The following is a 21111-nucleotide window of genomic DNA, read 5'->3' as shown; positions in this document are numbered from 1 at the left end:
GGGGGCTAAAGCAGCCCTTGCGGCTGCCGCGCCGGCGGGGCGGAAATAGGGGGGTGCCTGTCCGAAGTGCGGGGGTCCGCCCGCCCTAGAGTGGGTGGACCAAGTGAGCGGGGGGGTTCACATGCGTTTTCGGGTTCTCGGTCCCATGGAAGTGCGTTCGGCCGGACCGGACGTGCGGGTGCTGACTCCGCGCGCCGCGAAGGTGCGCGTGGTCCTGGCGACCCTGCTGGTCCGCGTCAACGAGGTCGTCTCCGTCGACAGCCTCATCGACGAGCTGTGGGGCGAGCATCCGCCGCGCACCGCGATGACCACGCTCCAGGTGTACATATCGCAGCTGCGCAAGATGCTCCGGGACGCCGATCCGCAGGGCGGCGACGAGCTCCTGCTGACCCGCTCGCCCGGCTACCTGTTCCGCCTCGACCCCGGCCAGCTGGACCTCTCGGTCTTCGAGGACCTGCACGCCCGGGGCCGCGAGGCGCTGGCGGCCGGCGACCACGCCGGCGCCGCCGAACTGCAGCACCAGGCCCTGGCGCTGTGGCGCGGCCCGCTGCTGTCGGACACCCCGCACGGCTCGCTGCTGGACAGCATGGCCGTGCGGCTCAGCGAGGTCCGCACGGGCGCGCTGGAACAGCGGGTGCGCGCCGAGCTCCAGCTGGGCCGCCACCAGGAACTGCTGGGCGAGCTGCGGGCGTTGACCGCCGAGCTGCCGATGCACGAGGAATTCCACGCGCATCTCATGGTGGCCCTCTACCGCACCGGCCGGCAGGCCGACGCCCTGGGGACCTTCGCCACGCTGCGCCGCACCCTCGTCGACGACCTGGCCATCGAGCCGGGCCGGCAGATCCAGCAGCTGCACAGCCGCATCCTGACCGGCGACCCCGCGCTGCTGCGCCCCTCGGCCGCCACCGCGGCCGGGGCTTCCGCGGCCGCCCGGGCGCCCGGCCTTCCCGACCTTCCCGTGATCGAACTCCCGCAGCCCGACCCGCTGTTCACCGGCCGCGACGCGGAGCTCGGCGAGCTCGCGGCCCGGCTGGAGGGCGCACAGGCCGGCGGCTGCGTGCTGGTCAGCGGCCCGGCCGGGGCGGGCAAGACGGCCCTGGCCGCCGCCGCCGCGCAGCGGGCCGCCGCGGCCTTCCCCGACGGCCGGGTCCTGGTGCGGCTGCGCACCGGTACGGGCGCCCGGCCGGCCGGCGCCGACGCGCTGGCCGCCGCACTGCGGGCCTTCGGCACCACCGGCACGCTCCCCAAGACCGAGGACGAACTCACGGCGCTGCTGCTGCGCCTGACGGAGGGCCGCCGGATCCTGCTGGTCCTGGACGACGTGGCCTCGGCGGCGCAGCTGCGTCCGCTGCTGGCCGCGGCGGCGCACTGCGTGGTCCTGGCCACCTGCCGCGGGCTGCCCCGCGGCATGGCCGCGCTCGGCGTACAGGCCCTGCCGCTCGGCCCGCTCGGGCCGGCCGCGGGCCGCGCCCTGCTCGCGGACGACGAGGCGAGCGCGGAGCTCACCGAGCTGTGCGGCGGGCTGCCGCTGGCCCTGCGGGCGGTCGCCGCGCAGCTGGCCTCGCACCCGCGCTGGACCACCGCCACCCTGGCCGACCGGCTGCGGGCGCCGCGGAGCCGGCTCACGGAGCTGCGCGCGGCGGACGAGGAGTGCTACGGGGTACTGCGCGCGGCCTACGCGGAGGCGGCCGAGGCCGACCGGGCCGCGTTCCGGCTGCTGGGCGCCGTACCCGCGGGCCCGTTCAGTGCGGACACCGCGGCCGCCGTCCTCGGGCCGGTGTCGGCGCGGCCCGCCGACACCGGGGAATCCCTGGAGTCCCTGGTGGCGGCGGGCCTGCTGCTGGCCCTGCCCGAGGGCGGCTACCGGCTGCCCGAGCTGCTCGGGCTGCTGGCGGCCGAACGGCTCGCCGAGGAGGAGCCGGCCACGGTCGCGCACGGGGCCACGGCCCGGCTGTGCGAGGTGCTGGCCGGCGAGCTGGAGGCGGCGCAGCACGCCGGACACCTGGACGGGCTGCACCCCCTGCAGTGGTTCGAGCTGCGGGGTCCGGAGCTGGCGGACGCCCTCGTACGGGCACACCGCGCCGGGCTGTGGCCGCAGACGGTCCGGCTGGCGGACGGCATGGCGCCCTTCCTGGAGGCCCTGGCCGCCTGGGAGCTGTGGGAGCGCTGCCACACGGCGGCCCTGGACGCGGCCCGGCGGCTCGGCGACGCCGCCGCCGAAGCACGGCTGCTGCGCTCGCTCGGCGATCTGGCCTGGCAGTGCCGGCGCCTGGCGGAGGCCGGGGACCACTACCGGCAGGCGCTGCGCGCCGTCGAGAGCGCCGGACCCGTCGCGGCCGCCGAGACCGCCCCCGAGCGGGTGCGGGCCCTGGCCGGCCTGGTCGACCTGCGGTTGGACGAGGGCGAGCTGGCCGGTGCGGCGCAGCTCCTGGACCCGATGCTCGACGAGGTGCCCCAGGACGTCCGGGGCCGCTGGGAACTGAGCCGGGTGCAGGGCCTGCTGGCCGTGGAGACCCGGGTCCCCGGCGCGGCCGAGACGCACTTCCGCCAGTGCCTGACCCTGGCCTCGGCGCTGGGTGACCGGCGTCTGGAGTCCTACGCCCGGCGCTGGCTGAACCGGCTGGACGGCGGCGAGCACCGCGCGGACTGGTCGGAGGTCCGCCCCGGGGTCTGGCGGGCCCGGGCCACGACGGGCTGAGGCCGGGGACGACCGGAACGGAAAGGAAAGGGGGGCGCTGCCGATGGCAGCGCCCCCCTCGCGTTCCCGCTCCCCGTTCCCGGGCGGCCCGCTCAGCCCGCCTTCGCCGACTCGCGCTCCTCCGCCTGCGGGTCCATCTGCAGGTCCATCGGGAGCTCCTGCCGGCGGGTGATGTTCAGCTTCTTGTACGCGCGGGTCAGGTGCTGCTCCACCGTGCTCATGGTGATGTAGAGCTTCCCCGAGATCTCCCGGTTCGTGTACCCGTACGCGGCCAGCGCCGCCACCCTGCGCTCCGACTCGCTGAGCCGGCTCGCGTCCCCCACCGGGGCCCGGTCCTCGGCCGCGGCCGAGGGCACCACCCGGGTCTGCCCCGGCAGGATCTGCTCGCACAGCGGACCGGCCCCGCAGTCCGCGGCGAGCTGCCAGGCCCGCCGGGTGACCATCCCGGCCCGGGTGCCCTCGCCGACCAGCTGCAGGGAGCGGCCCAGATCGGCCAGGGCCCGCGCCAGTTCGAGGCGGTCCCCGGAGCCGCGCAGCTCCTCCACGGCCCGGCCCAGCACCTTGGGCCGCTGGGCGGGCTCGCCCACCGCGGCGCGCAGCCGCAGGGAGACCCCGTGCACGCGCGGGCTGCGCACCTCCGCCATCGACAGCTGCTCGGCCACGAACCGGTCGGCCTGCCGGTGCTCGCCCAGCTGGATCAGGGCCTCGGCGGCGTCGGTGCGCCACGGGGCGAACCGGGGCCGGTCCAGGTTCCACCGGCGGGCGAGGCGGCCCGCGTCGAGGAACTCGCCGACCGCGGCCTGCGGCCGGTGCGTGGCCAGGTAGTAGTGGCCGCGGGCCCGCAGGTAGCCGATGGCGTGCACACCGGCGAACAGCTCCTCGGGGACCGGCAGTTCCAGGCGGCGCGCGGCCTCGTCGTAGCGGCCCATGGCGGTGAGCGCCAGCACCTCGGTGGCCAGGGGCGCGAAGAGGAACACCGATCCGCGTCCCGCGACGGCGTTCACGGCCGCGGCCGCTTCCCGCGCCGCGCCCTCCAGGTCGCCGGTGCGCAGCAGCGCCTCGGCGTACAGGTGCCCGAACGCCGCGTACCAGCCGGGAGTGCGCACCGGATCGGTCTGCGCCCGGAGCTTCTGGCTCCATGCCGCGGCCCGGTCCGCCTGGTCGGCGTGGAGCAGGGTGCGGACGGCCTGGGCGAGCGGGTCGAAGGTGGTGTGCGCGAGCGGGGTGGCCTTCAGCAGCCGTTCCACGGCCGCGAGGTCGCCGGCCGTGCCGCCCGGGTGCGCCCACAGCGCGGCGCAGTCGCGCAGCCGGCCCGGGGCCGCCGCGGCCTGGTCCCGGCCGCCGGCGGGCGGCAGCGCGTAGAGCTGGCGCAGCGGGTCCTCCCGCGGCGCGGGCGGCTGCTCCCCCTCGGTGCTGTCGGGGGGGCGCGGGGCGGTGCGCTCGAAGGTCTCGGCGGCGCTCTCGATCCGGCCCTGCGAGACGAGCAGCCGGGCCAGCTGGCCCGCCTGGGCGGACGTCAGGGCCCCGGCCCGCATCGCGGCCAGCGGAGCGGCCAGGCACGCCTCGGCGGCGGCGGGGTCGCCGCGCCAGGTGACGGCGGCGAGCTGCAGGTCGATGTCCAGGCGCAGGGGCTCCTGCGCGCACAGTGCGCGGGCGCGGGTCAGGCAGGAGGCGGCGTACGACCAGTCGTCGTCGAGCAGGGCCCGGCGGGCCGCCTCGCGCAGCGCGGGCACCGCCCAGCCCTCGGCCGCCTCACACGACCCGGGCAGGTCGGCGGCGGCGAGCAGGTGCCCGGCCACCACCCCCGCGCCGGCCTGCCCGTCGTGCAGGGCGCGGGCCGCCTTCCCGTGCAGACGGGCGCGTTCGGCCGGGTCCGCGTCGTCCAGCACGGTCGCGGCGGCGGCCGGGTGCCGCAGCCGGTACCCGTCGGTGAGCCCGGTGCCGTCCAGGACGGACAGGGCGCCCCGGGCCGCGTGGACCGTGGTGCCGGCGAGCTCGCGGACGAGGCCGGCGGTGGCGTCCTCGCCGAGTACGGCGATGGCCGCGGCGAGCCGGCGCGCCTCGGGTCCGCTGCGCCGCAGGCAGACCGCGACGGCCTCGGCGAACGGGCCGCCGGGCAGCGGCGCGGGCCATCTGCGGGCCCCGCGCACCGGTACGGGGTACTCGGTGAGCAGCGCCTTGAGTAGCAGCGGGTTGCCTCCGGTGATCCGGTGCAGGTGCTCGGCGAAGGTGTCGGAGACCGGCGCGCCGGTGTGCCGGGCCAGCACCTCGGCGGTGGCGGCGAGGTCGAGGCAGCCGAGCCGGATCCAGCCGAAGCCCGGATGCCGCAGGAGCTCCGTACGGGCCCGGGAGTTCTGCGCGCCGCCCTGGCCGGGCGACTGCGCGAGGACCATCAGCAGCGGTACGCCCCGCAGGGAGCGCGCCAGGTGCAGCAGGTGGTCGAGCGAGGCGGCGTCCGCGTGGTGCAGGTCATCGACGCACACCATGACGGCGCCCCGGCCGGTGAGCTCCCGCAGCGCCTCCTCGAACGCATCGGCCGACGCGGCCCCTTCGCCCGCCGGCAGCGTGCCCGGCGGCAGCGTGCCCGCCGGCAGCGCCGCGAGGAGCCGGCGCAGCACCGCGTGCTCCGCGCCCTGCTCGCCGGGCGTCCCGGCGGCCCGCAGGACCGTGACCCCGCCCCGCACGGCCAGGTCCGCGAACTCCTGCACCAGCTCGGACTTCCCGCATCCGGCGGGCCCCTCCACGAGCGCGACGCCCGCCCCGCCCGATTCGCACGCCTTGAGCATCATGTCCAACCGCGCGAACGCGTCGTCCTTGTGCCAGAACACCACAGCAGCCTCCCCCGATCGCCCTGCACTGCCGTGGAGCCACGTTAGGAACCACGGCGGCGGAGCATCAGGGGAAACCGCTGGCCACAACCTGCGCGGCAGCAACTGCCCAACGGGGCCCGGCGGGGCCCGGCGGGGCCCCGCGGGGCCTTGCGGGGCCTTCCGGGCCCCGCGCCCGTCCTACTGCGCCGCCGTCGCCGCGGGGATGTCCACGCGGGCCGCCCGGCGGGCCGGCCAGAGCGAGGCGAGCAGCGCGCCGGCCAGGGCGAGCAGCACGCCGAGGGCGAGTCGTCCCCAGGGGACGACCAGGGCGTAGCCGGCGACGCTCTCGGCGAGGGTGCGGCCCAGCGCCCAGCCGGTGAAGACGCCCATGACGGTGCCGACGACCGCGCCCAGCGCGCCGACGAGCAGGGCTTCCGTACGGATCATCCGGGACACTCCGGCGCGCTCCATCCCGATGGCGCGGAGCGTGCCGATCTCCTTGCCCCGTTCGAGGACGGACAGGGCCAGGGTGTTGGCGATGCCCAGCGCCGCGATGACCAGGGCCATGCTGAGCAGGGCGTGGAAGACGTTCAGCTGGTCGCCGATGCCGCTGGTGTCCTCGGCCCGGATGGCGTCCTCGTCGAGGACGGACAGGGCGGGGTTGTCGCCGAGCGCCTTGACGATGCTCGCGAGCCCGGCCCTGCCCGGTCCGCCCGGCACGTCCACGACGATCGAGTCGGTGGTCGGCGCGGAGTCGTAGCGGGCGACGAGGGAGTCGGGCGCGGTGATGCTCGGCAGCAGGTTGCTCTGCTCGTCCGCGTGGTAGACGGCGCCGATGGTGACGGTGCCGTGCTGGTCCAGCCGCTCCACGGGGAGGGTCTGGCCGACCTTCCAGCCGTTCGCCCGGGCCTTGAAGTCGGCCACGGCGACCCGTCCTTCGGCCAGGCCGTCGAGGGATCCCTCGACCACGTCGTAGCGCAGCAGGCGGCCGATGGTGGCGGGGTCGACGCCGGTCAGGACGGAGGGGACGCCGCCGATCCGGTACTGGGTCGACTGGTTGAGCGGGCTGTACGCGGCGCCGGGCAGCCCCTTCAGGGGCTCGGCGGTGGCGGGGGTCATCCGCTGGCCGCCCGAGGCTCCCTTCACCAGGTAGTCGGCGGCGAGGTCCCGGGTGGTCGCGCCGTCGAGGTACCGCGTGGCGGAGGCGCCGAGCACGGACAGCCCCGAGGCCAGGGCCAGCGCGATGGCGAGCGCGGCGGCGGTGGCGCCGGTACGGCGCGGATCGCGCACGGTGTTGCGGGCGGCGAGGTCGCCGTGGACCGGGCTCAGCCGCGTCAGCAGCGGCCTGAGCAGCGCGACGAACGGCCGGGACAGGAGCGGGATCAGGACGGTCGCCCCGACCAGGGTCAGGGCGGCGCCGAGACCGATGACGGTCCGGGCGTCCATGGCGTCCTGCCCGGCGGGCAGGGCCCCGTACAGCACGGCGGCGGTGCCGCACAGCACGAGCGCGGCGCCGGCGGCGGTGCGCGGGGAGCCGGTGCGCGCGGGCTCCGCGGGCTCGGCCGCGCCGAGCGCGGCGACGGGCGGGATGGCCATGGCCCGGCGGATCGGGAGCCACGCGGCGATCACCGGCAGCGCGGTGCCGGCCGCCAGCGCGATGAGCACGGTGGACGGGAGGAGGACCAGCGGTGCCTCCGGGGCGCCGGCGGCGGCGAACAGCGCCTGGAGCAGGGCGGCGACCCCGGTGCCGGCGGCGATGCCGGCCACGGAGGCGATCAGGCCGACGAGGGCGGACTCGGCCAGCAGGCCGCGGCGCACCTGTCGGCGCGTGGCGCCGACGGCCCGCATCAGCGCCAGCTCCCTGGTGCGTCGGGAGACCAGCATGGTGAAGGTGTTGGAGATGAGGAAGGCGGACACGAAGAGGGCGACCGCCGCGAAGCCCACCATGATCTGGCTCATGGTGTCGCTGTCGCTGGAGGCGAGGTTCGCCTGGAGCCTGGCGAGTTGGGCCCCGGTGACCGCGCTGGTGCCCTCGGGCAGCACCTTCTCGACGGCGCCCAGGAGCCGGCCCGCATCGGTGCCGGGTGCGGCCGTGATCTCGATGTTCGTGTAGGCGCCGGGTGCGAGGAACAGCTTCTGGGCGGCGGCGTCGCCGAACAGCGTCAGGCTGCCCCCGGCGGGCCGCTTGGACGCATCGGTGCGGAAGACGCCGCTGAGCGTGTACGAGGCGGCGCCGGTGTTCGCGGCGACCCGTACGGTGTCGCCGACGCGGTAGCCGCCCTCGGCGGCGGAGTCCTCGTCGAGGGCGACGGAGTGCTCGCCGGTCGGACCGGACCCCTCGGTGAACCGGTAGGCGGGGTCGCCGCCGTCCTTGCCCGGGGCGAAGTTGCCGCCCCGGCGGGACGCGCCGTCCCCCAGCAGCCGGCCCTCGCGGTCGGGGACCGCGGCGAACCCGCTGACGCGGCCCGCGACGGCGGCGACGCCGGGCACTTCGGCCAGGACGGCCGCGGTGCGGGCGTCGAGGGTGGCCGGCGGGCGGCCGGGCACCGTGTCGGGTGCGACGTCGAGCGAGATGCGGTCGTAGCCGGCCACCGCCCGGTCGACGGCGGCCTGCTGGTGGCTGTCGCCGTAGACGAGGCTGCCGGTGATGAAGGTGACGCCGAGCATGACCGCGAACGCGGTCGTCAACAGGCGTGCCTTGTACGCGAACACGTTGCGCAGTGCGGTACGGAGCATGGGGGTGCGGTTCCTGGGAGACGGGCTCGGCGGCTGCGAGCGGTCGGCTGGTGCGGGGGCACGGCACAGACGGGCCGGGGACGGGCCTGGGGCGGGGCGGGTCAGCTGGTGCGCGGGCCGACGTCGAACGCCTTCATCCGGTCCAGGACCCGCTCCGCGGTGGGCCGCGCCATCTCGTCGACCAGGCGGCCGTCGGAGAGGAAGACCACGCTGTCGGCGTAGGCGGCGGCGACGGGGTCGTGGGTGACCATGACCACGGTCTGGCCCAGTTCGCGCACCGAGTCCCGCAGGAAGCCGAGGACTTCGGCCCCGGCACGGGAGTCGAGGTTGCCGGTGGGCTCGTCACCGAAGACGATCGCGGGCCGGGAGACCAGGGCGCGGGCCACCGCGACCCGCTGCTGCTGTCCGCCGGACAGCTGTCCGGGCCGGTGGTCCAGGCGCTGGGAGAGGCCGACCATGGCGACCACGCGGTCCAGCCACCGCCGGTCGGGCCGGCGGCCGGCGATGGTCAGCGGGAGGGTGATGTTCTCCAGCGCGGTCAGCGTCGGCAGCAGGTTGAACGCCTGGAAGACGAACCCGACCCGGTCGCGGCGCAACACGGTGAGCTGCCGGTCGTCGAGCGTGCTCAGCTCGGTGGTGCCGATCCGCACGGACCCGGAGCTCACCGAGTCGAGCCCGGCGGCGCAGTGCATCAGCGTGGACTTGCCGCAGCCGGAGGGGCCCATGATCGCGGTGAACCCGCCCTCCCGGAACTCGACGCTGACGCGGTCCAGCGCGACGACGCGGGTGTCGCCGCTGCCGTAGACCTTCGTCAGGTCTTCGGTGGCGGCCGCGATCCCGGCCGGCGTGTGGGGCGCGTACGGGGCAAGCGGTGCGGCGGTCACGGAGGACTCCTCTTCGGGTGCGGCGGGGTGCACTTCGAAGGGTGTCCGGGGCGCGTATCGGGATCCGGCGCGGCCGTGTACCGGTACCCGCTCGGCTTCGTATCGGTTGTGCCGGTGCCGGGCCGACCGGAGCCGCGGCCGGTACCGGTACCGGTACCGGTACCGGTCAGCCCGGCAGGCTCAGGGTGGCGACGGCCCCGCCGTCCGGCGCGTTGGCGAAGCGGAGCTCGGCGCCGAGCAGCCCGGCCTGCCCCAGGGCGATGGTCAGCCCCAGGCCGTGGCCCGATCCGCGCTCCGCCGCGCCCGTCCGGAAGCGGCGCGGGCCGTCGCGCAGCAGGTCCTCGGGGAAGCCGGGGCCGTGGTCGCGCACGACGACGGTGCGGTCCCCCACGGTGACCCGCACCGGGGTCCGTCCGTGCCGGTGGGCGTTGACGACGAGATTGGCGACGATCCGTTCGAGGCGGCGCGGATCGGTCTCCACGGTCCGGTCCGGCTCCGCGTCGGCGAGGGTGACCTCGAATCCGGTGCGGGCCACGGCCTCGGCGACGACCGCGCCGAGGGGGACGCGGGCGTGGACCGGCCGTTCGGCTCCGGCGTCCAGGCGGGAGATCTCCAGGAGGTCCTCGACCAGGCCGCGCAGATCGCGCACCCGGCCCCGGAGCAGGTCCTCCGTCTCGCCGGCCGGCAGCAGGTCGGCGGTGGCCAGCAGACCGCCGACGGGCGTGCGCAGCTCGTGGGCCACGTCCGCGGTGAACCGGCGCTCGTCGCGCAGCCGGCGGCCGAGGGTGTCGGCCATCAGGTCGACGGTGGCCGCGATGTCGTCCACCTCGTCGCGGCCCTTGGTGGGCCCGGTACGGGCGTCCAGGTCCCCGGCGGAGATCCGGCCCGCGGTCTCGGAGACCTGCCGCAGCCGGCGGCCGAGCAGGCCGGCTCCCCAGACCGCCAGGGGCGTGGCCGCCGCGAGGGCGATCAGCGAGGCCACCGCCATGGTCGCGTCGAGCCGGCGCAGCTCGTGGAGTTCCGAGCTCATGTTCATCCGGACGGCGAGGACCGGGCTGCCGGGTCCGCCGACGCGCTGGGCCCCCCAGACGCTCGGCCCCGCGTTGCCCTCGATGTGCCCGTCGTGGGCGGTGTGGCGCTCACCGTCGTCCGGGTCCCGCAGCGCGGCGGGCAGCCCGGCCGGATCGAGCGCGGCGCCGTCCGCGAGGGTTCCGGTGCTCCGGTAGGTGCTCATGGCCGAGTAGACGGTGTTGAAGGCCCGGGCCTCGGCCCGGGCGCGGATGTCCTGCGCGGTCCAGAGGTGGACGAGCACGCCCACCGCCGCCGCGACCAGGCATGCCGTGGCCGCGGCCAGTACGGCGATCCTCCAGCGCAGGGGAAGGCGGCGCGGCCGCGGGCCGCCGGAGGGGGCCACAGCGCCCACCTCGCTCACCTCGCTCACCTCGCTCACCGCCTGAGCTTGTAGCCGAAGCCGCGGACCGTCTCGATCCGGTCCCGGCCCAGCTTGCCGCGCAGCCGCTGCACGCACAGGTCCACGACCCGGCTGTCGCCGTCCCAGCCGTAGTCCCAGACGTTGCGCAGCAGGGTGTGCCGCTCCAGCACGATGCCCGGATGGGCGGCGAACTCCAGCAGCAGCTTCAGCTCGGTCGGGGTCAGCGCCACCGGGCTCCCGGAGACGGACACCTCCAGGCCGCCGGTGTCGATGGCCAGGTCGCCGAAGACCAGCGTCCGCCCCTCGGCCGGCCCGGGCTCCCCGTCCGCGGCCCGCCCGGGTGCCGGTGCGGGCGCGTAGGTCGCCCGCCGCAGCAGCGAGCGGATGCGCGCCACGAGCACGTAGGTGTCCACGGGCTTGACCACGTAGTCGTCCGCCCCCGCCTCCAGACCGGAGACGACGTCGAGCCCGTCGCCGCGGGCCGACATCATCAGGACGGGCACCAGGCTGGTCTCCCGGATCCTGCGGCACAGGCCGATCCCGTCCAGGCCGGGCAGCATCACGTCCAGGACCAGCAGGTCGAAGTCCTCGTCGCGGAAGAGCTCGAGGCCCGTGAGTCCGTCGGCGGCGACCCGCACCCGGTAGCCGTAGCGCTCCAGGGCGACGGCGAAGGACCGGCGCATCAGGTCGTCGTCCTCCACGAGCAGCACGCGGACGGGCGGCGCGGGGGCCGGGACGGGCACGGACACGGGCGGACGACTCCTGTTCGCAAGGGCCGGGCGGTCCAAGAGAACCCGGTGGCCGATAAAGAACGATAGGCCAGAAACCGGGCACGGCACCGGTGTCGCACGGTCCGAGGGACAACCGAGCGCTCCCGGATGCCCGACCGATACAAACGCCGGGACGCCCGGACGGCAGCCGAAGGATTCAGGCAGGGCCGAATCAATGGCGCGAGGCCCGCCGCGCGGGAACCACGCCCCCATGACCCGGACGACCTCGTCATCGCCACCAAGGTCGGACCGGGCCGCGACCCCTCGGGAGAGTGGCTGCCGCACGCCACCCCCGGGCAGCTGCGCGGCCAGGTCGAGGAGAACCTGCGCCAGCTCGGCCTCGACCACCTCGACGTGGTGAACCTGCGCATCGTCGGCACCGATTCGATCGCCGAACGCTTCGGCGCACTCGCCGAACTGCGCGAGGCCGGCCTCATCCGCCACCTGGGCCTGTCCAACGTCCGCCCCCACCACCTCGCCGAGGCCCTGGCCATCGCGCCGGTGGTGTGCGTCCAGAACATGTACGGCATCGGCGCCTCCCCCGAACAGGAGGAGCTCCTGCACATCTGCGGTGAACAGCGCATCGCGTTCGTGCCGTTCTACTCGATCGCCGGCGCCGGCCGCACGGCCGGCGCGACCACCGACGACAGCCCGGAGGTGGACGCCGTCGCCCGCGCCCACGGGGTGGGCGCGGCCCAGATCCGGCTGGCCTGGACCCTGCACCAGGGCCCCCACGTCCTCGCCATCCCCGGCACCGGAGACCCGGGCCACCTCGCCCAGAACGTGGCCGCCGCCACCCTCCGCCTCTCGGCCGACGAACTCACCACCCTGAACACCCCCGCCCAGCCGCCGGGGGCCTGGCCGGGGCTGGAGGTGCCGGGCGGCGTGGGCGGCGCGGTGCGGGCGAGGCTGTTGCTGTCCGGGGTCGGGCAGGGATCGGCGGGCGTCGTCCCGGGCGGGGTCGCGGGTCCGGCGGGGATGCCGGCGGCCGGGTCGAAGGGCGGCGGCACCTGGGGCGCGCGGTCCTGGGCGCCGTCGTCGCCGGTCTTGCGCTCGAGCCAGGTGTTGTCGGCCATGTTGACGATGACCAGGTTGTTGATCACCTGCACGGTCGGTTCGATGACGACGACCTGGGCGGGCTGGTAGCCCGCCCAGGCGTCGCCCTTGAGCACCGGGGCGCCCTTGGCCGCACGCGGTGCGAGCAGCGGGTTTCCGCAGGCGCAGCGGACGCGGGGCATTCCGTGGCCGTCCACGAGGACGGCGGTGCCCGCCTGCAGGACGGACTGGAAGGCGGTCGGGCCGCCGCCGGCGAAGCCGTGGTTGGTCACCCGGGTGTCGGCGCGCAGCACCACCGGGGTGAGACCGCGCAGGAACTCGGGGATGCCCTCCTGCTCCACCTGGGCGGCCTGGGCGAAGGCCCGGGCCTTGGCGTCGTCCTCGGTGAGGGACTGGACCTGCGCCTCGACGTCGCAGCTTCCGAGACGCTGCGTTCCGCCGTACAGGCCGGGGGTGGCCGCGTTGACGGTACGGATGCCCCGGCCGGTCGCGTTGGGCAGCGGGGGCTGGACGGGTGCCGACTCGCCGGTGGCGGAGGAGGTCGTGAAGGGATCGGGGCCTGCCGAGGCCACGGGCTGGAGGTGGACCTCCTGGCTCTCGGCGGCGGGGCCCTTGGTCTGCCCCTCGTCGCCGGAGGCCCCGCAGGCCGCGGCGAGCAGTCCGAGGACGGTGAAGAGGGCCGCACGGGCCGGTGCGTGACGACGCGGCGCCTGACGAGGTGTCGGTGCGTGCACGTTGCATCTCCCTTTTCGCCCCGGTTGCTCCCTCTTGTCTGCCGCATGCGGGCGGCCCCCGCAACCGGGGGAACGCGCGGGCCACCCCGCCGTCAACATGCTCAAGACACCCTCTGGGCCGGTCCCCCGGGGTGGCCGCGGGCAGCGGCCGCGCCGGATACTCGAGGGGATGGACTGGTTCACGGCGCCCGAATACTGGCTGGGTCGGCTGATCTTCCAGCGGGCCCTGGCCGGCGTCTACCTCGCCGCCTTCGCCGGGGCCGCCCTGCAGTTCCGGGCACTGATCGGGGCGCACGGCATGCTGCCCGTGCCGCGGCACGTGCGGCACGTGCCGCCGCGGCGCGCCCCGAGCCTGTTCCGGCTGCACTACTCCGACCGGTTCTTCGCCGCCTGCGCCTGGACGGGGGCGGCGCTCGCGGCGGCGCTCGCGGCGGGGGCCGGGGACGCCGTGCCGCTCGGCGCGGCGATGGCGATGTGGGCGGTGCTGTGGCTGCTCTACCTGTCCATCGTGAACGTGGGGCAGACCTGGTACTCCTTCGGCTGGGAGTCGCTGCTCCTCGAGGCGGGCTTCCTGGCCGTCTTCCTCGGCAACGCGCGGACCGGGCCGCCCGTGCTGGTGCTGTGGCTGCTGCGCTGGGCGGTCTTCCGGGTCGAGTTCGGCGCGGGGCTGATCAAGATGCGGGGCGACGCCTGCTGGCGCAAGCTCACCTGCCTGTACTTCCATCACGAGACGCAGCCGATGCCCGGGCCGCTGAGCTGGTTCTTCCACCATCTGCCGAAGCCGGTGCACCGGATGGAGTGCGCCGCCAACCACGTGACCCAGCTGGTCGTCCCGGTGCTGCTGTTCGCCCCGCAGCCGGTGGCCTCGTACGCGGCCCTGGCGATCGTGGCGACACAGCTGTGGCTGGTGCTGTCCGGGAACTTCGCCTGGCTGAACTGGCTGACGATCGCGCTCGCCGTCCCGGCCGTCGACTTCACGCGGCTGTCCTGGCTCCCCGTGCCCGGTGCGGACGCGGGGAGGCCGCCGGAGGCCGCCCACCGGGAGGGGCCGCTCTGGTACGCGGTCCTGGTCTGCGCGCTGACCGCACTGGTGCTGGTGCTCAGCCGGCACCCGGTGGCCAACATGCTGTCGCGCCGCCAGGTGATGAACCGGTCCTTCGACCCCCTCCACCTGGTCAACTCCTACGGGGCGTTCGGCACGGTGGGCCGGATCCGCGAGGAGGTGGTGGTGGAGGGCACCGCCGACCGGGTGCCCGCCGTGGACGGCGCCTGGCGGGAGTACGGATTCAAGGGGAAGCCGGGCGACGTGCGCCGCACGCCGCGCCAGTTCGCCCCGTACCACCTGCGCCTGGACTGGCTCATGTGGTTCGCGGCGCTCTCCCCCGACTACGCACGGGACTGGTTCGGGCCGTTCGTGGAGCGGCTGCTGGCGGGCGACCGGGACACCTTGCGGCTGATCCGCCACAACCCCTTCCCGGACGCCCCGCCGCGGTACGTCCGGGCCCGGCTGTACCGCTACCGCTTCACCACCTGGCGCGAGCTCCGCGAAACGGGCGCCTGGTGGCACCGGACGCTGGTCCGCGAGTACATGCCGCCGACCCGGCTCGCGGCCGCGCCCGGCTCCCACGGCGGCCGGGCGGGGCCGTCAGGACCTCCGGGGGCCTCAGAGGCCGAGTAGGGCGGCCTCCTGCTGCGGCGATATGCCCTTGGACGGCCGGTCGGGGCGCTGCGGGGCCACTCCGCCCAGCTCCTGGAGCCAGGTCCAGGTGTCGGCTACGGTCTCCTCGACCGGCCGGCACTTCAGGCCCGCCGCCAGCGCCTTGCCGACGTCCCCGCCGAACATGAAGTCGTGCTGCTCGCCCTCGTGGACCCAGATCGGCAGCTCGGTCCAGGGTTCCACGCCGGCTTCCTCGATCCGGGCCTGCTCGGTCCAGCGCAGCTCCGCGGCGCCGCCGGTCACCGCCGCGCAGGCCTCGAGGAGGCTGCCCATCGTGGCGTGGCCGACCGGTGACACGAGGTTGTACGGGCCGCCGAGCCCTGCTTCGGCCGCGTCCAGGGTCCAGCGCGCCAGGTCCCGCACGTCGACGTACTGGAGCGGGAGGCCGGGCCGGCCGGGGGCGAGCGTGGGGCCGCCCCGCGCGGTGCGGTTCAGCCACCAGGGCAGCCGGCCGACGTTCTCGTACGGGCCGAGGATGAGCCCGGCGCGGACCAGCAGGGCGCGGTCGCCGAAGGCGTCCACCGCGGCGATCTCGGCGCCGCGCTTGTCCTGCGCGTAGTCGGTGGCTTCTGCGTCGGGCGAGCCCTCGACGAGCGGGCCGTCCTCGTCGAGCCCGGCGGGGGCCGGGTAGGAGTACACCGACCGGCTGGATATGTAGGCGTACCGGCCGGTCCGGCCGGCGAGCAGCCGGGCGCTGTCGCGCACGGCGCTGGGGGCTCCGCCCCAGGTGTCGGCGACGAGGTCCCACTCCCCCTCGGCGAGGGCGGCCAGGCCGTCGGGGGCGGTGCGGTCCCCGTGCAGGGCCTTGGTGCCCGGCGGGGGCGCGTGGTGCCCGCGGTGGAAGACCGTCACTTCCCACCCGCGGCTCTGGGCGTCTTCGGTGATCGCGCGCCCGACGAATTCGGTCCCACCCAGCATCAGCAGCTTCATGTGGATCAGCGTGCCCGGTGCGCGGGGGGTGCGTAACCCGTGATCGCCCACAGCGATGACGCCGACGGCGTACGGCTTCGGGGAACTTCCGAGCCCCCGCCGCCGATCGTCGGCGCGGGGGCCCGGAGAGGCCTTCGAACTGCGGCGGCTAGTCGATGCCGGGCAGGATGTGCGGCTCAGCGAGGTCGTCCTCGTAACCCGCGAGGCGGATCGGGGCGGACCGGGCCCAGACCTCCAGGTTGCCGAGCGTCTCGGGGCGCTTGCTGCTCCTCGACCCCGTACGTTCTCTCGGTGCCTGGTCGGTCTTCGTCAGTTCTGGTGTCACCGCGCACTCCTTTGTGTCGCGTAACCCGGCAGGCGGGACCGCGAGCCGGTACAGGAATAAAGGGCTTCCGGACGCGGTGGCGCCTTGGTGGAGCGAGTGCCCGGGTAGGGCTCTCATGCGGATCACAGTACACATATGAGCGGACCCCCGCTCGATGGAAAGGTAAAATCCACGCTGGACCGCTTGTTTTCGCCGCGAATTCAGTAAGTCGTACGGCGGTACGCCACGGACGGCTGATCTGCTCGACGGCGCCGTACGGGTGAAATGCGGTCGGGCGACGGAGGGAGCGTCAGTGGCGGGGTCCGAGGTGCCGACGGTCGTCGGAAGCGTCGAGGAACTGATGGATCTGCTGCTGGCCGGCCATGCGGCGGGCCACGGGCTCCGCACGGCGGCGTCGCTGCGCCGCTCGCACCCCTTCGACAAGGAGCTCCAGGTCGCCGGGCTGGTGCACGGTCTGGGTCGGGCCGAGCCTACGGCGCGCGCGCTGCGCCCGCTCCTGGGCGAGCGGGTGGCCCGGCTGGTACGGCTGCAGGCGCCGGGTCCCGGAGCGCCGGGTCCCGGAGCGCCCGCGGACGCCGGAACGCCCGCGGACGCCGGCGCCGACGTCGAGGCCCTGAGGCTGGCGGTCGACACCGGCCGGGGCAGCGGCCCGGAAGCGGGCGTGCTCGAGGACTGGCGCCCGGTACTGGAACTGGTCGCGGCGGGGGCGTACGACCGAACGGGTTGAACGCGGCGCGCCCCCGGCCCCTCTCGGAAGGAGGGGCCGGGGGCGCGACGGGAAGGTCCGGGGGACCTGGGGGCGTGAGGACGGGCGGCCTACCAGTTGGCGGGCGCGTAGTCCTTCAGGAAGACGCCGAACAGGTCCTCGCCGAGCTCGCCGCGCACGATCGGGTCGTAGACGCGGGCCGCGCCGTCGACCAGGTCGAGGGGGGCGTGGAAACCCTCCTCGGCGAGGCGGATCTTGTCCGGGTGCGGGCGCTCGTCGGTGATCCAGCCGGTGTCGACGGCGGTCATCAGGATCTGGTCCTTCTGGAACATCTCCTGCGCGCTGGTGCGCGTGAGCATGTTCAGCGCGGCCTTGGCCATGTTGGTGTGCGGGTGGCCGGCGCCCTTGTAGCCGCGGCTGAAGACGCCCTCCATCGCGGAGACGTTGACGACGTACCTGCGGCCGGCCTCGGCGGCCGCCATAGCCGGGCGCAACTTGCTGATCAGGATGAACGGCGCGGTGGAGTTGCAGAGCTGCACTTCGAGGAGCTCGATCGGGTCCACCTCGGACACCGTCTGGATCCAGCTGTTGGTGTCGTGCAGGTCGGGGACCAGGCCGCCCGCGTCGATCGCGGTGCCGGCGGCGATCCGCTCCAGGGAGGCGGAGCCGGAGACGAGCGCCAGCTCGGTGATGTCCTGGGCGCTGAGCTTCTCGCCCTTGCCGGTGGGCAGGGCGGCGACGCGGTCGACGGTGCCGCTGCCGAAGGTGCCGATGACTTCGGAGCTCGGCAGCTCGCCGGCCGGCAGCGGGGCGTTCTCGGCGGCGACGAGCTCGCTGTAGGCGCCCGGGGAGCGGCGTACGGTCTGCGCGGCGTTGTTGATCAGGATGTCGAGCGGGCCCTCGGCGGCGACCGAGTCGGCCAGCGCGACCACCTGGGCCGGGTCACGCAGGTCGATGCCGACGATCTTCAGCCGGTGCAGCCACTCGGAGCTGTCGGGCATCGCCTTGAAGCGGCGGATCGCGTCGCCCGGGAAGCGGGTGGTGATGGTGGTGTGCGCGCCGTCGCGCAGCAGCCGCAGCGCGATGTACATGCCGATCTTGGCGCGGCCGCCGGTGAGCAGGGCGCGCCGGCCGGTCAGGTCGGTGCGGGCGTCGCGGCGCGCGTGGTTGAAGGCGGCGCAGTCCTGGCAGAGCTGGTGGTAGAACGCGTCGACCTCGACGTAGCGGGTCTTGCAGACGTAGCAGGAGCGCGGGCGCTGCAGTATCCCGGCGATCGGGCCCTTGGCGGCGGCGGTCAGGGCGTTGCCCTGGGTCTCGTCGTCGATGCGCTCGGCGGAGCCGGTCGCGGTCGCCTCGGTGACGGCCTTGTCGTTGGCGGTCTTGGCGGCGCGGCGGTCCTGGCGGCGGCGCTGCTTGACCGTCCGGTAGAGGCCGGCGGTGGCGCGGCGTACGGTGATGGCGTCCGGGTGGTCGACATCGAGCTTGTCGAGCTCGTCGAGCACGCTGAGGCAGAGGGCCAGCCGGTCGGGGTCGATGCCCGGCCCGTAGCCGTGCACGTGGTCCTGGCTGTCTTCGGTCACCGTCATGCCCGCTGCCGTTCCTTGATCACTCGTCCGCGTCCGCCTGCTGCGGAAGTCCTCAAAAGGGCTAGTGTACGGATCCCCCGCATCGGAAGACAAACCCGCTCCCGTGTACTGCGTACGGACTACTCCTCACGCCTGATGCGTGACCGAATGTAGGGGCCTGTAGGGGGAGGAATAGCTCCCCCTGGTCGGGCATTGTGACTTTTATGAGTGCCCTAGCCCTTTCGGCCCTGCTCTGCCTGGTGTCCGCGGTGGCCTACGCGGGCGGAGCCATCGTCCAGGAGCGGGTCGCGTCCGCCGCGACGAGCCGGCCCTACGCTCCCGTGCGCCAGGCCGGCTGGTACGCCGCCATCGCCCTGAACGGCTTCGGCGCGCTGCTGCACGTGGTCGCGCTGGCGTACGGGCCGCTGAGCCTGGTGCAGCCGCTCGGGGCACTCACCATCGTCTTCGCGCTGCCGATGGCGGCCGTTTTCGTCGGGCGCCGCTCCAGCGGCGCGGCCTGGCGCGGGGCCGTGCTGGCCACCGTCGGGCTGGCCGGGCTGCTGGCCCTGACGGGCGGGGGCGGCCGGGCCGAGCAGTCCTTGTCCGGCGCCGAACAGAGCACCCTGCTGGCCGCGACCGGCGCCGGGGTGGCGGTGCTGTTCCTCGCCGCCCGGAAGGTGCGGCGGGCCACGGTGCGCAGCGTGCTGCTGGCCGTGGCGGCCGGCGCGGCCTTCGGCATGGCCTCGGTGTTCACGAAGTCGGTGGCCGAGACCTTCGCCCCCGACGCGCTGGTCTCGCTGTGGCCGGAGCTGACCTCGGTCGCCGCGCTGGCCGGCGCCGGGCTGCTGCTGTCGCAGGCCGCCTACCGGGGGGCCGGGCTGACGGCGCCGCTGGCGACCGTGACGGTGGCCAACCCGGTGGTCGCGGCGGCGGTCGGCATCGCCATGTTCGACGAGGGCTTCCGGTACGGGGCGGCCGGCGCGGCCGCGGCGGTGGTGAGCGCCGCTCTGGCGGGGGCCGGGCTCGTCCTGCTCACCGTCGCTCCCCGGCGGGCCGAAGGGACCGTACCGGCGGGGAGCACTCGGGACGCGGCTGCGAACACGGCTCCGGCCACTGCTTCCGTCGCGGCTGTGGACACGGCTCCGGCTCCGGCTCCGGGCGCGGTCGTGGTCCCCGCCGGAGCGGAGGCCACGGCCGCGACGCCCGGCTCAGATGTGGACGCCGTGGGCCCGCAGGTACTTCAGCGGGTCGATGTCGGTGCCGTAGCCGGGCCCGCCGCGCACCTCGAAGTGCAAGTGCGGCCCGGTCGTGTTGCCGGTCGAGCCGGAGCGGCCGATGCGCTGCCCGCCGGAGACCGGCGAGCCGGCTTTGACGGCGAGCGCCGACAGGTGCGCGTACTGGGAGTACCGGCCGTCGGAGTGCCGGATGACGACCTGGTAGCCGTACGCACCGGCCCAGCCCGCTGAGACGACCTGGCCGTCGGAGACGGCCTTGACGGTGGTGCCCGTCGCGACCGGGAAGTCGACGCCGGTGTGGTAGCCGCTGGACCAGGAGGAACCGGCGACGCGGTAGGCGGTGCCGAGGCCCGCGTCGACGGGGGCGGAGAACCCTCCCGAGGCGGTTTCGTCCTTCTGCGCCGAGGCGGGCTGCGCCGCCGGCTTCTCGGCGGGCTTCGCGGCCGGTTTGTCAGCGGGCTTCTCGGCCGGCTTCTCGGCGGGCTTCTCCGACACCGGGGCCACGGGCTTGACCGGTTCCGCGGTGCGCGGCGGCTTCTCCGGGTTCTGGGAAGGCGGCGCGGCCGGCGCGGCTGGCGCCGCGGTCACGCGCAGGGTGAGCCGCTGCCCCGGGAAGATGAGGTCCGGATCCCCGCCCACGGTGGCCCGGTTGGTCTCGTACAGCGCCTGCCAGCCGCCCTCGACGTGCTGCTCGGTGGCGATCGCCGAGAGCGAGTCCCCCGGCGCGACCACATAGGGGTTGGGCAGCACCGAGGTCCCCGTCGGGCGGGGCGCGGACTTCGGCGGTGTGCTCCGCGGCGTGCTCGGCGGAGCGGCCGCCTTCTTCTCCTGGAGCTGGGCCTTCGTCTGCTGGACCGGGGTGACCGGTTTGGCCTGCGCGGGGAGGGCCGGGGCCGGTCCGCTGCGGCTCAGTCCGGCCTTCTTCCCGCAGACCGGCCAGGCCTGCGGGCCCTGCCCCTTCAGCACCTTCTCCGCGACCGCGATCTGCTGCTCCCTGGTCGCCAGGTCCGCGCGGGAGGCGTACGCCGCGCCGCCGAAGGCGCGCCAGGTGCTCTGGCTGAACTGGAGCCCGCCGTAGTAGCCGTTGCCGGTGTTGATGTGCCAGTTGCCCGTGGACTCGCAGGCCGCGACCTTGCTCCAGGTGTCCACCGAGGCGGCGTGCGCGGTTCCGGCGCCGATCAGGGGGAGCGCTATCCCCGCGCCACCGGCGGTGACCACGAGCGAGGCCCGGTTGATGCTGCTCGGCTGATACCGGCGGTGCCGGCCCCGTACACCCATGGGTGCCCCCACTGAAGACGTCAGGAACCGCACAACTTAACGCCGCGACCAGGGCATGACAAGGGCCACAACAAGACACGTCCGAGCGGTAGTTGATTACCCGCCAAAGGTAGGGGGGCCGTAAGGATCTCCGCCGGGGTAGCGTCGGTGTCCCGGCTCCGTCCGCACGTCGGAGCAGCACGCGGGCGTCACGCGCGCACTCGCCACGCACCACACGCGCGCACGCACCACGCGG

12 protein-coding genes and 3 pseudogenes are annotated in these 21111 nt (G+C 75.1%); 5 read left to right on the top strand and 10 right to left on the bottom strand.

Annotated features, from left to right (window positions below; translation table 11 throughout):
• Positions 1–145 precede the first annotated feature (145 nt).
• Complete coding sequence (locus DRB89_RS06015) at positions 146–2698, top strand: AfsR/SARP family transcriptional regulator (RefSeq protein WP_162688482.1); 2553 nt, start codon at positions 146–148, stop codon at positions 2696–2698.
• 92 nt (positions 2699–2790) lie between these two features.
• Here DRB89_RS06015 and DRB89_RS06010 read toward each other — a convergent pair whose 3' ends face one another.
• The 5 genes from DRB89_RS06010 to cseB all read right to left on the bottom strand — a co-directional run bounded on the left by DRB89_RS06010 (position 2791) and on the right by cseB (position 11309).
• The gene (locus tag DRB89_RS06010) at positions 2791–5526 is read right to left on the bottom strand and encodes a LuxR family transcriptional regulator (RefSeq protein WP_162688481.1); all 2736 of its coding nucleotides are present in this window, start codon (positions 5524–5526) and stop codon (positions 2791–2793) included.
• 180 nt (positions 5527–5706) lie between these two features.
• Positions 5707–8244 carry an FtsX-like permease family protein gene (locus DRB89_RS06005; protein ID WP_112449602.1) on the bottom strand — a complete coding sequence of 846 codons (2538 nt, stop codon included), beginning with the start codon at positions 8242–8244 and terminating at the stop codon, positions 5707–5709.
• Between the two features lie 101 nt (positions 8245–8345).
• A complete protein-coding gene (locus DRB89_RS06000; RefSeq protein ID WP_112453565.1) occupies positions 8346–9128 on the bottom strand; it encodes an ABC transporter ATP-binding protein in 783 nt (260 codons plus the stop codon).
• Positions 9129–9294: 166 nt separating this feature from the next.
• Positions 9295–10503 (bottom strand): HAMP domain-containing sensor histidine kinase, encoded by a 1209-nt coding sequence (locus tag DRB89_RS05995; RefSeq protein WP_204358046.1) that lies wholly within the window; start codon positions 10501–10503, stop codon positions 9295–9297.
• Positions 10504–10574: 71 nt separating this feature from the next.
• Positions 10575–11309, bottom strand: a complete 735-nt coding sequence (gene cseB, locus DRB89_RS05990) for a two-component system response regulator CseB (RefSeq protein ID WP_275435579.1) — start codon at positions 11307–11309, stop codon at positions 10575–10577.
• A 237-nt stretch (positions 11310–11546) separates the two neighbouring features.
• On the opposite strand from cseB, the pseudogene DRB89_RS05985 reads away from it, so the two are divergent.
• Positions 11547–12164: pseudogene (locus tag DRB89_RS05985) on the top strand (aldo/keto reductase); the annotation flags it as partial.
• Positions 12165–12382: 218 nt separating this feature from the next.
• On the opposite strand, the pseudogene DRB89_RS46265 reads toward DRB89_RS05985, so the two are convergent.
• Positions 12383–13219, bottom strand: a pseudogene (locus DRB89_RS46265) (DUF6777 domain-containing protein); the annotation flags it as partial.
• A gap of 70 nt (positions 13220–13289) precedes the next feature.
• Here DRB89_RS46265 and DRB89_RS05975 point away from each other — a divergent pair.
• On the top strand, positions 13290–14798 hold the full coding sequence (locus DRB89_RS05975) for a lipase maturation factor family protein (RefSeq protein WP_112447228.1): 1509 nt from the start codon (positions 13290–13292) through the stop codon (positions 14796–14798).
• On the opposite strand, the gene DRB89_RS05970 is transcribed toward DRB89_RS05975, so the two are convergent.
• Positions 14784–15767 carry an NAD-dependent epimerase/dehydratase family protein gene (locus DRB89_RS05970; protein ID WP_112447226.1) on the bottom strand — a complete coding sequence of 328 codons (984 nt, stop codon included), beginning with the start codon at positions 15765–15767 and terminating at the stop codon, positions 14784–14786. The two genes, DRB89_RS05975 and DRB89_RS05970, sit on opposite strands and share 15 nt — an antisense overlap.
• Before the next feature lie 148 nt (positions 15768–15915).
• Positions 15916–16092 carry a hypothetical protein gene (locus DRB89_RS43640; RefSeq protein WP_204357649.1) on the bottom strand — a complete coding sequence of 59 codons (177 nt, stop codon included), beginning with the start codon at positions 16090–16092 and terminating at the stop codon, positions 15916–15918.
• 340 nt (positions 16093–16432) lie between these two features.
• Here DRB89_RS43640 and DRB89_RS05965 point away from each other — a divergent pair, with 340 nt between their 5' ends.
• A complete protein-coding gene (locus DRB89_RS05965) occupies positions 16433–16819 on the top strand; it encodes a hypothetical protein (RefSeq protein WP_112453228.1) in 387 nt (128 codons plus the stop codon).
• An 89-nt stretch (positions 16820–16908) separates the two neighbouring features.
• On the opposite strand, the gene DRB89_RS05960 is transcribed toward DRB89_RS05965, so the two are convergent.
• Positions 16909–18384: an SDR family oxidoreductase gene (locus tag DRB89_RS05960; RefSeq protein WP_112447224.1), complete on the bottom strand. Its 1476-nt coding sequence runs from the start codon at positions 18382–18384 to the stop codon at positions 16909–16911.
• 203 nt (positions 18385–18587) lie between these two features.
• Here DRB89_RS05960 and DRB89_RS42725 point away from each other — a divergent pair.
• Positions 18588–19400 (top strand): annotated as a pseudogene (locus DRB89_RS42725) (DMT family transporter); the annotation flags it as partial.
• A gap of 171 nt (positions 19401–19571) precedes the next feature.
• Here DRB89_RS42725 and DRB89_RS05945 read toward each other — a convergent pair.
• Positions 19572–20876 (bottom strand): transglycosylase family protein, encoded by a 1305-nt coding sequence (locus DRB89_RS05945; RefSeq protein WP_112447220.1) that lies wholly within the window; start codon positions 20874–20876, stop codon positions 19572–19574.
• Between the last annotated feature and the right edge of the window lie 235 nt (positions 20877–21111).

This window comes from Streptomyces sp. ICC4 (assembly GCF_003287915.1).
Lineage (GTDB): Bacteria > Actinomycetota > Actinomycetes > Streptomycetales > Streptomycetaceae > Streptomyces > Streptomyces tritrimontium.
This window is presented reverse-complemented; position numbering and strand designations above follow the sequence as displayed.

Bases quoted from the DNA above. Each gene is read 5' to 3' on its own strand.
- DRB89_RS06015 (WP_162688482.1), top strand. From the start codon at position 146: ATGGAAGTGCGTTCGGCCGGACCGGACGTGCGGGTGCTGACTCCGCGC.
- DRB89_RS06005 (WP_112449602.1), bottom strand. From the start codon at position 8,244: ATGCTCCGTACCGCACTGCGCAACGTGTTCGCGTACAAGGCACGCCTG.
- DRB89_RS05975 (WP_112447228.1), top strand. From the start codon at position 13,290: ATGGACTGGTTCACGGCGCCCGAATACTGGCTGGGTCGGCTGATCTTC.
- DRB89_RS05970 (WP_112447226.1), bottom strand. From the start codon at position 15,767: ATGAAGCTGCTGATGCTGGGTGGGACCGAATTCGTCGGGCGCGCGATC.
- DRB89_RS05965 (WP_112453228.1), top strand. From the start codon at position 16,433: ATGGATCTGCTGCTGGCCGGCCATGCGGCGGGCCACGGGCTCCGCACG.
- DRB89_RS05960 (WP_112447224.1), bottom strand. From the start codon at position 18,384: ATGACGGTGACCGAAGACAGCCAGGACCACGTGCACGGCTACGGGCCG.
- DRB89_RS05945 (WP_112447220.1), bottom strand. From the start codon at position 20,876: ATGGGTGTACGGGGCCGGCACCGCCGGTATCAGCCGAGCAGCATCAAC.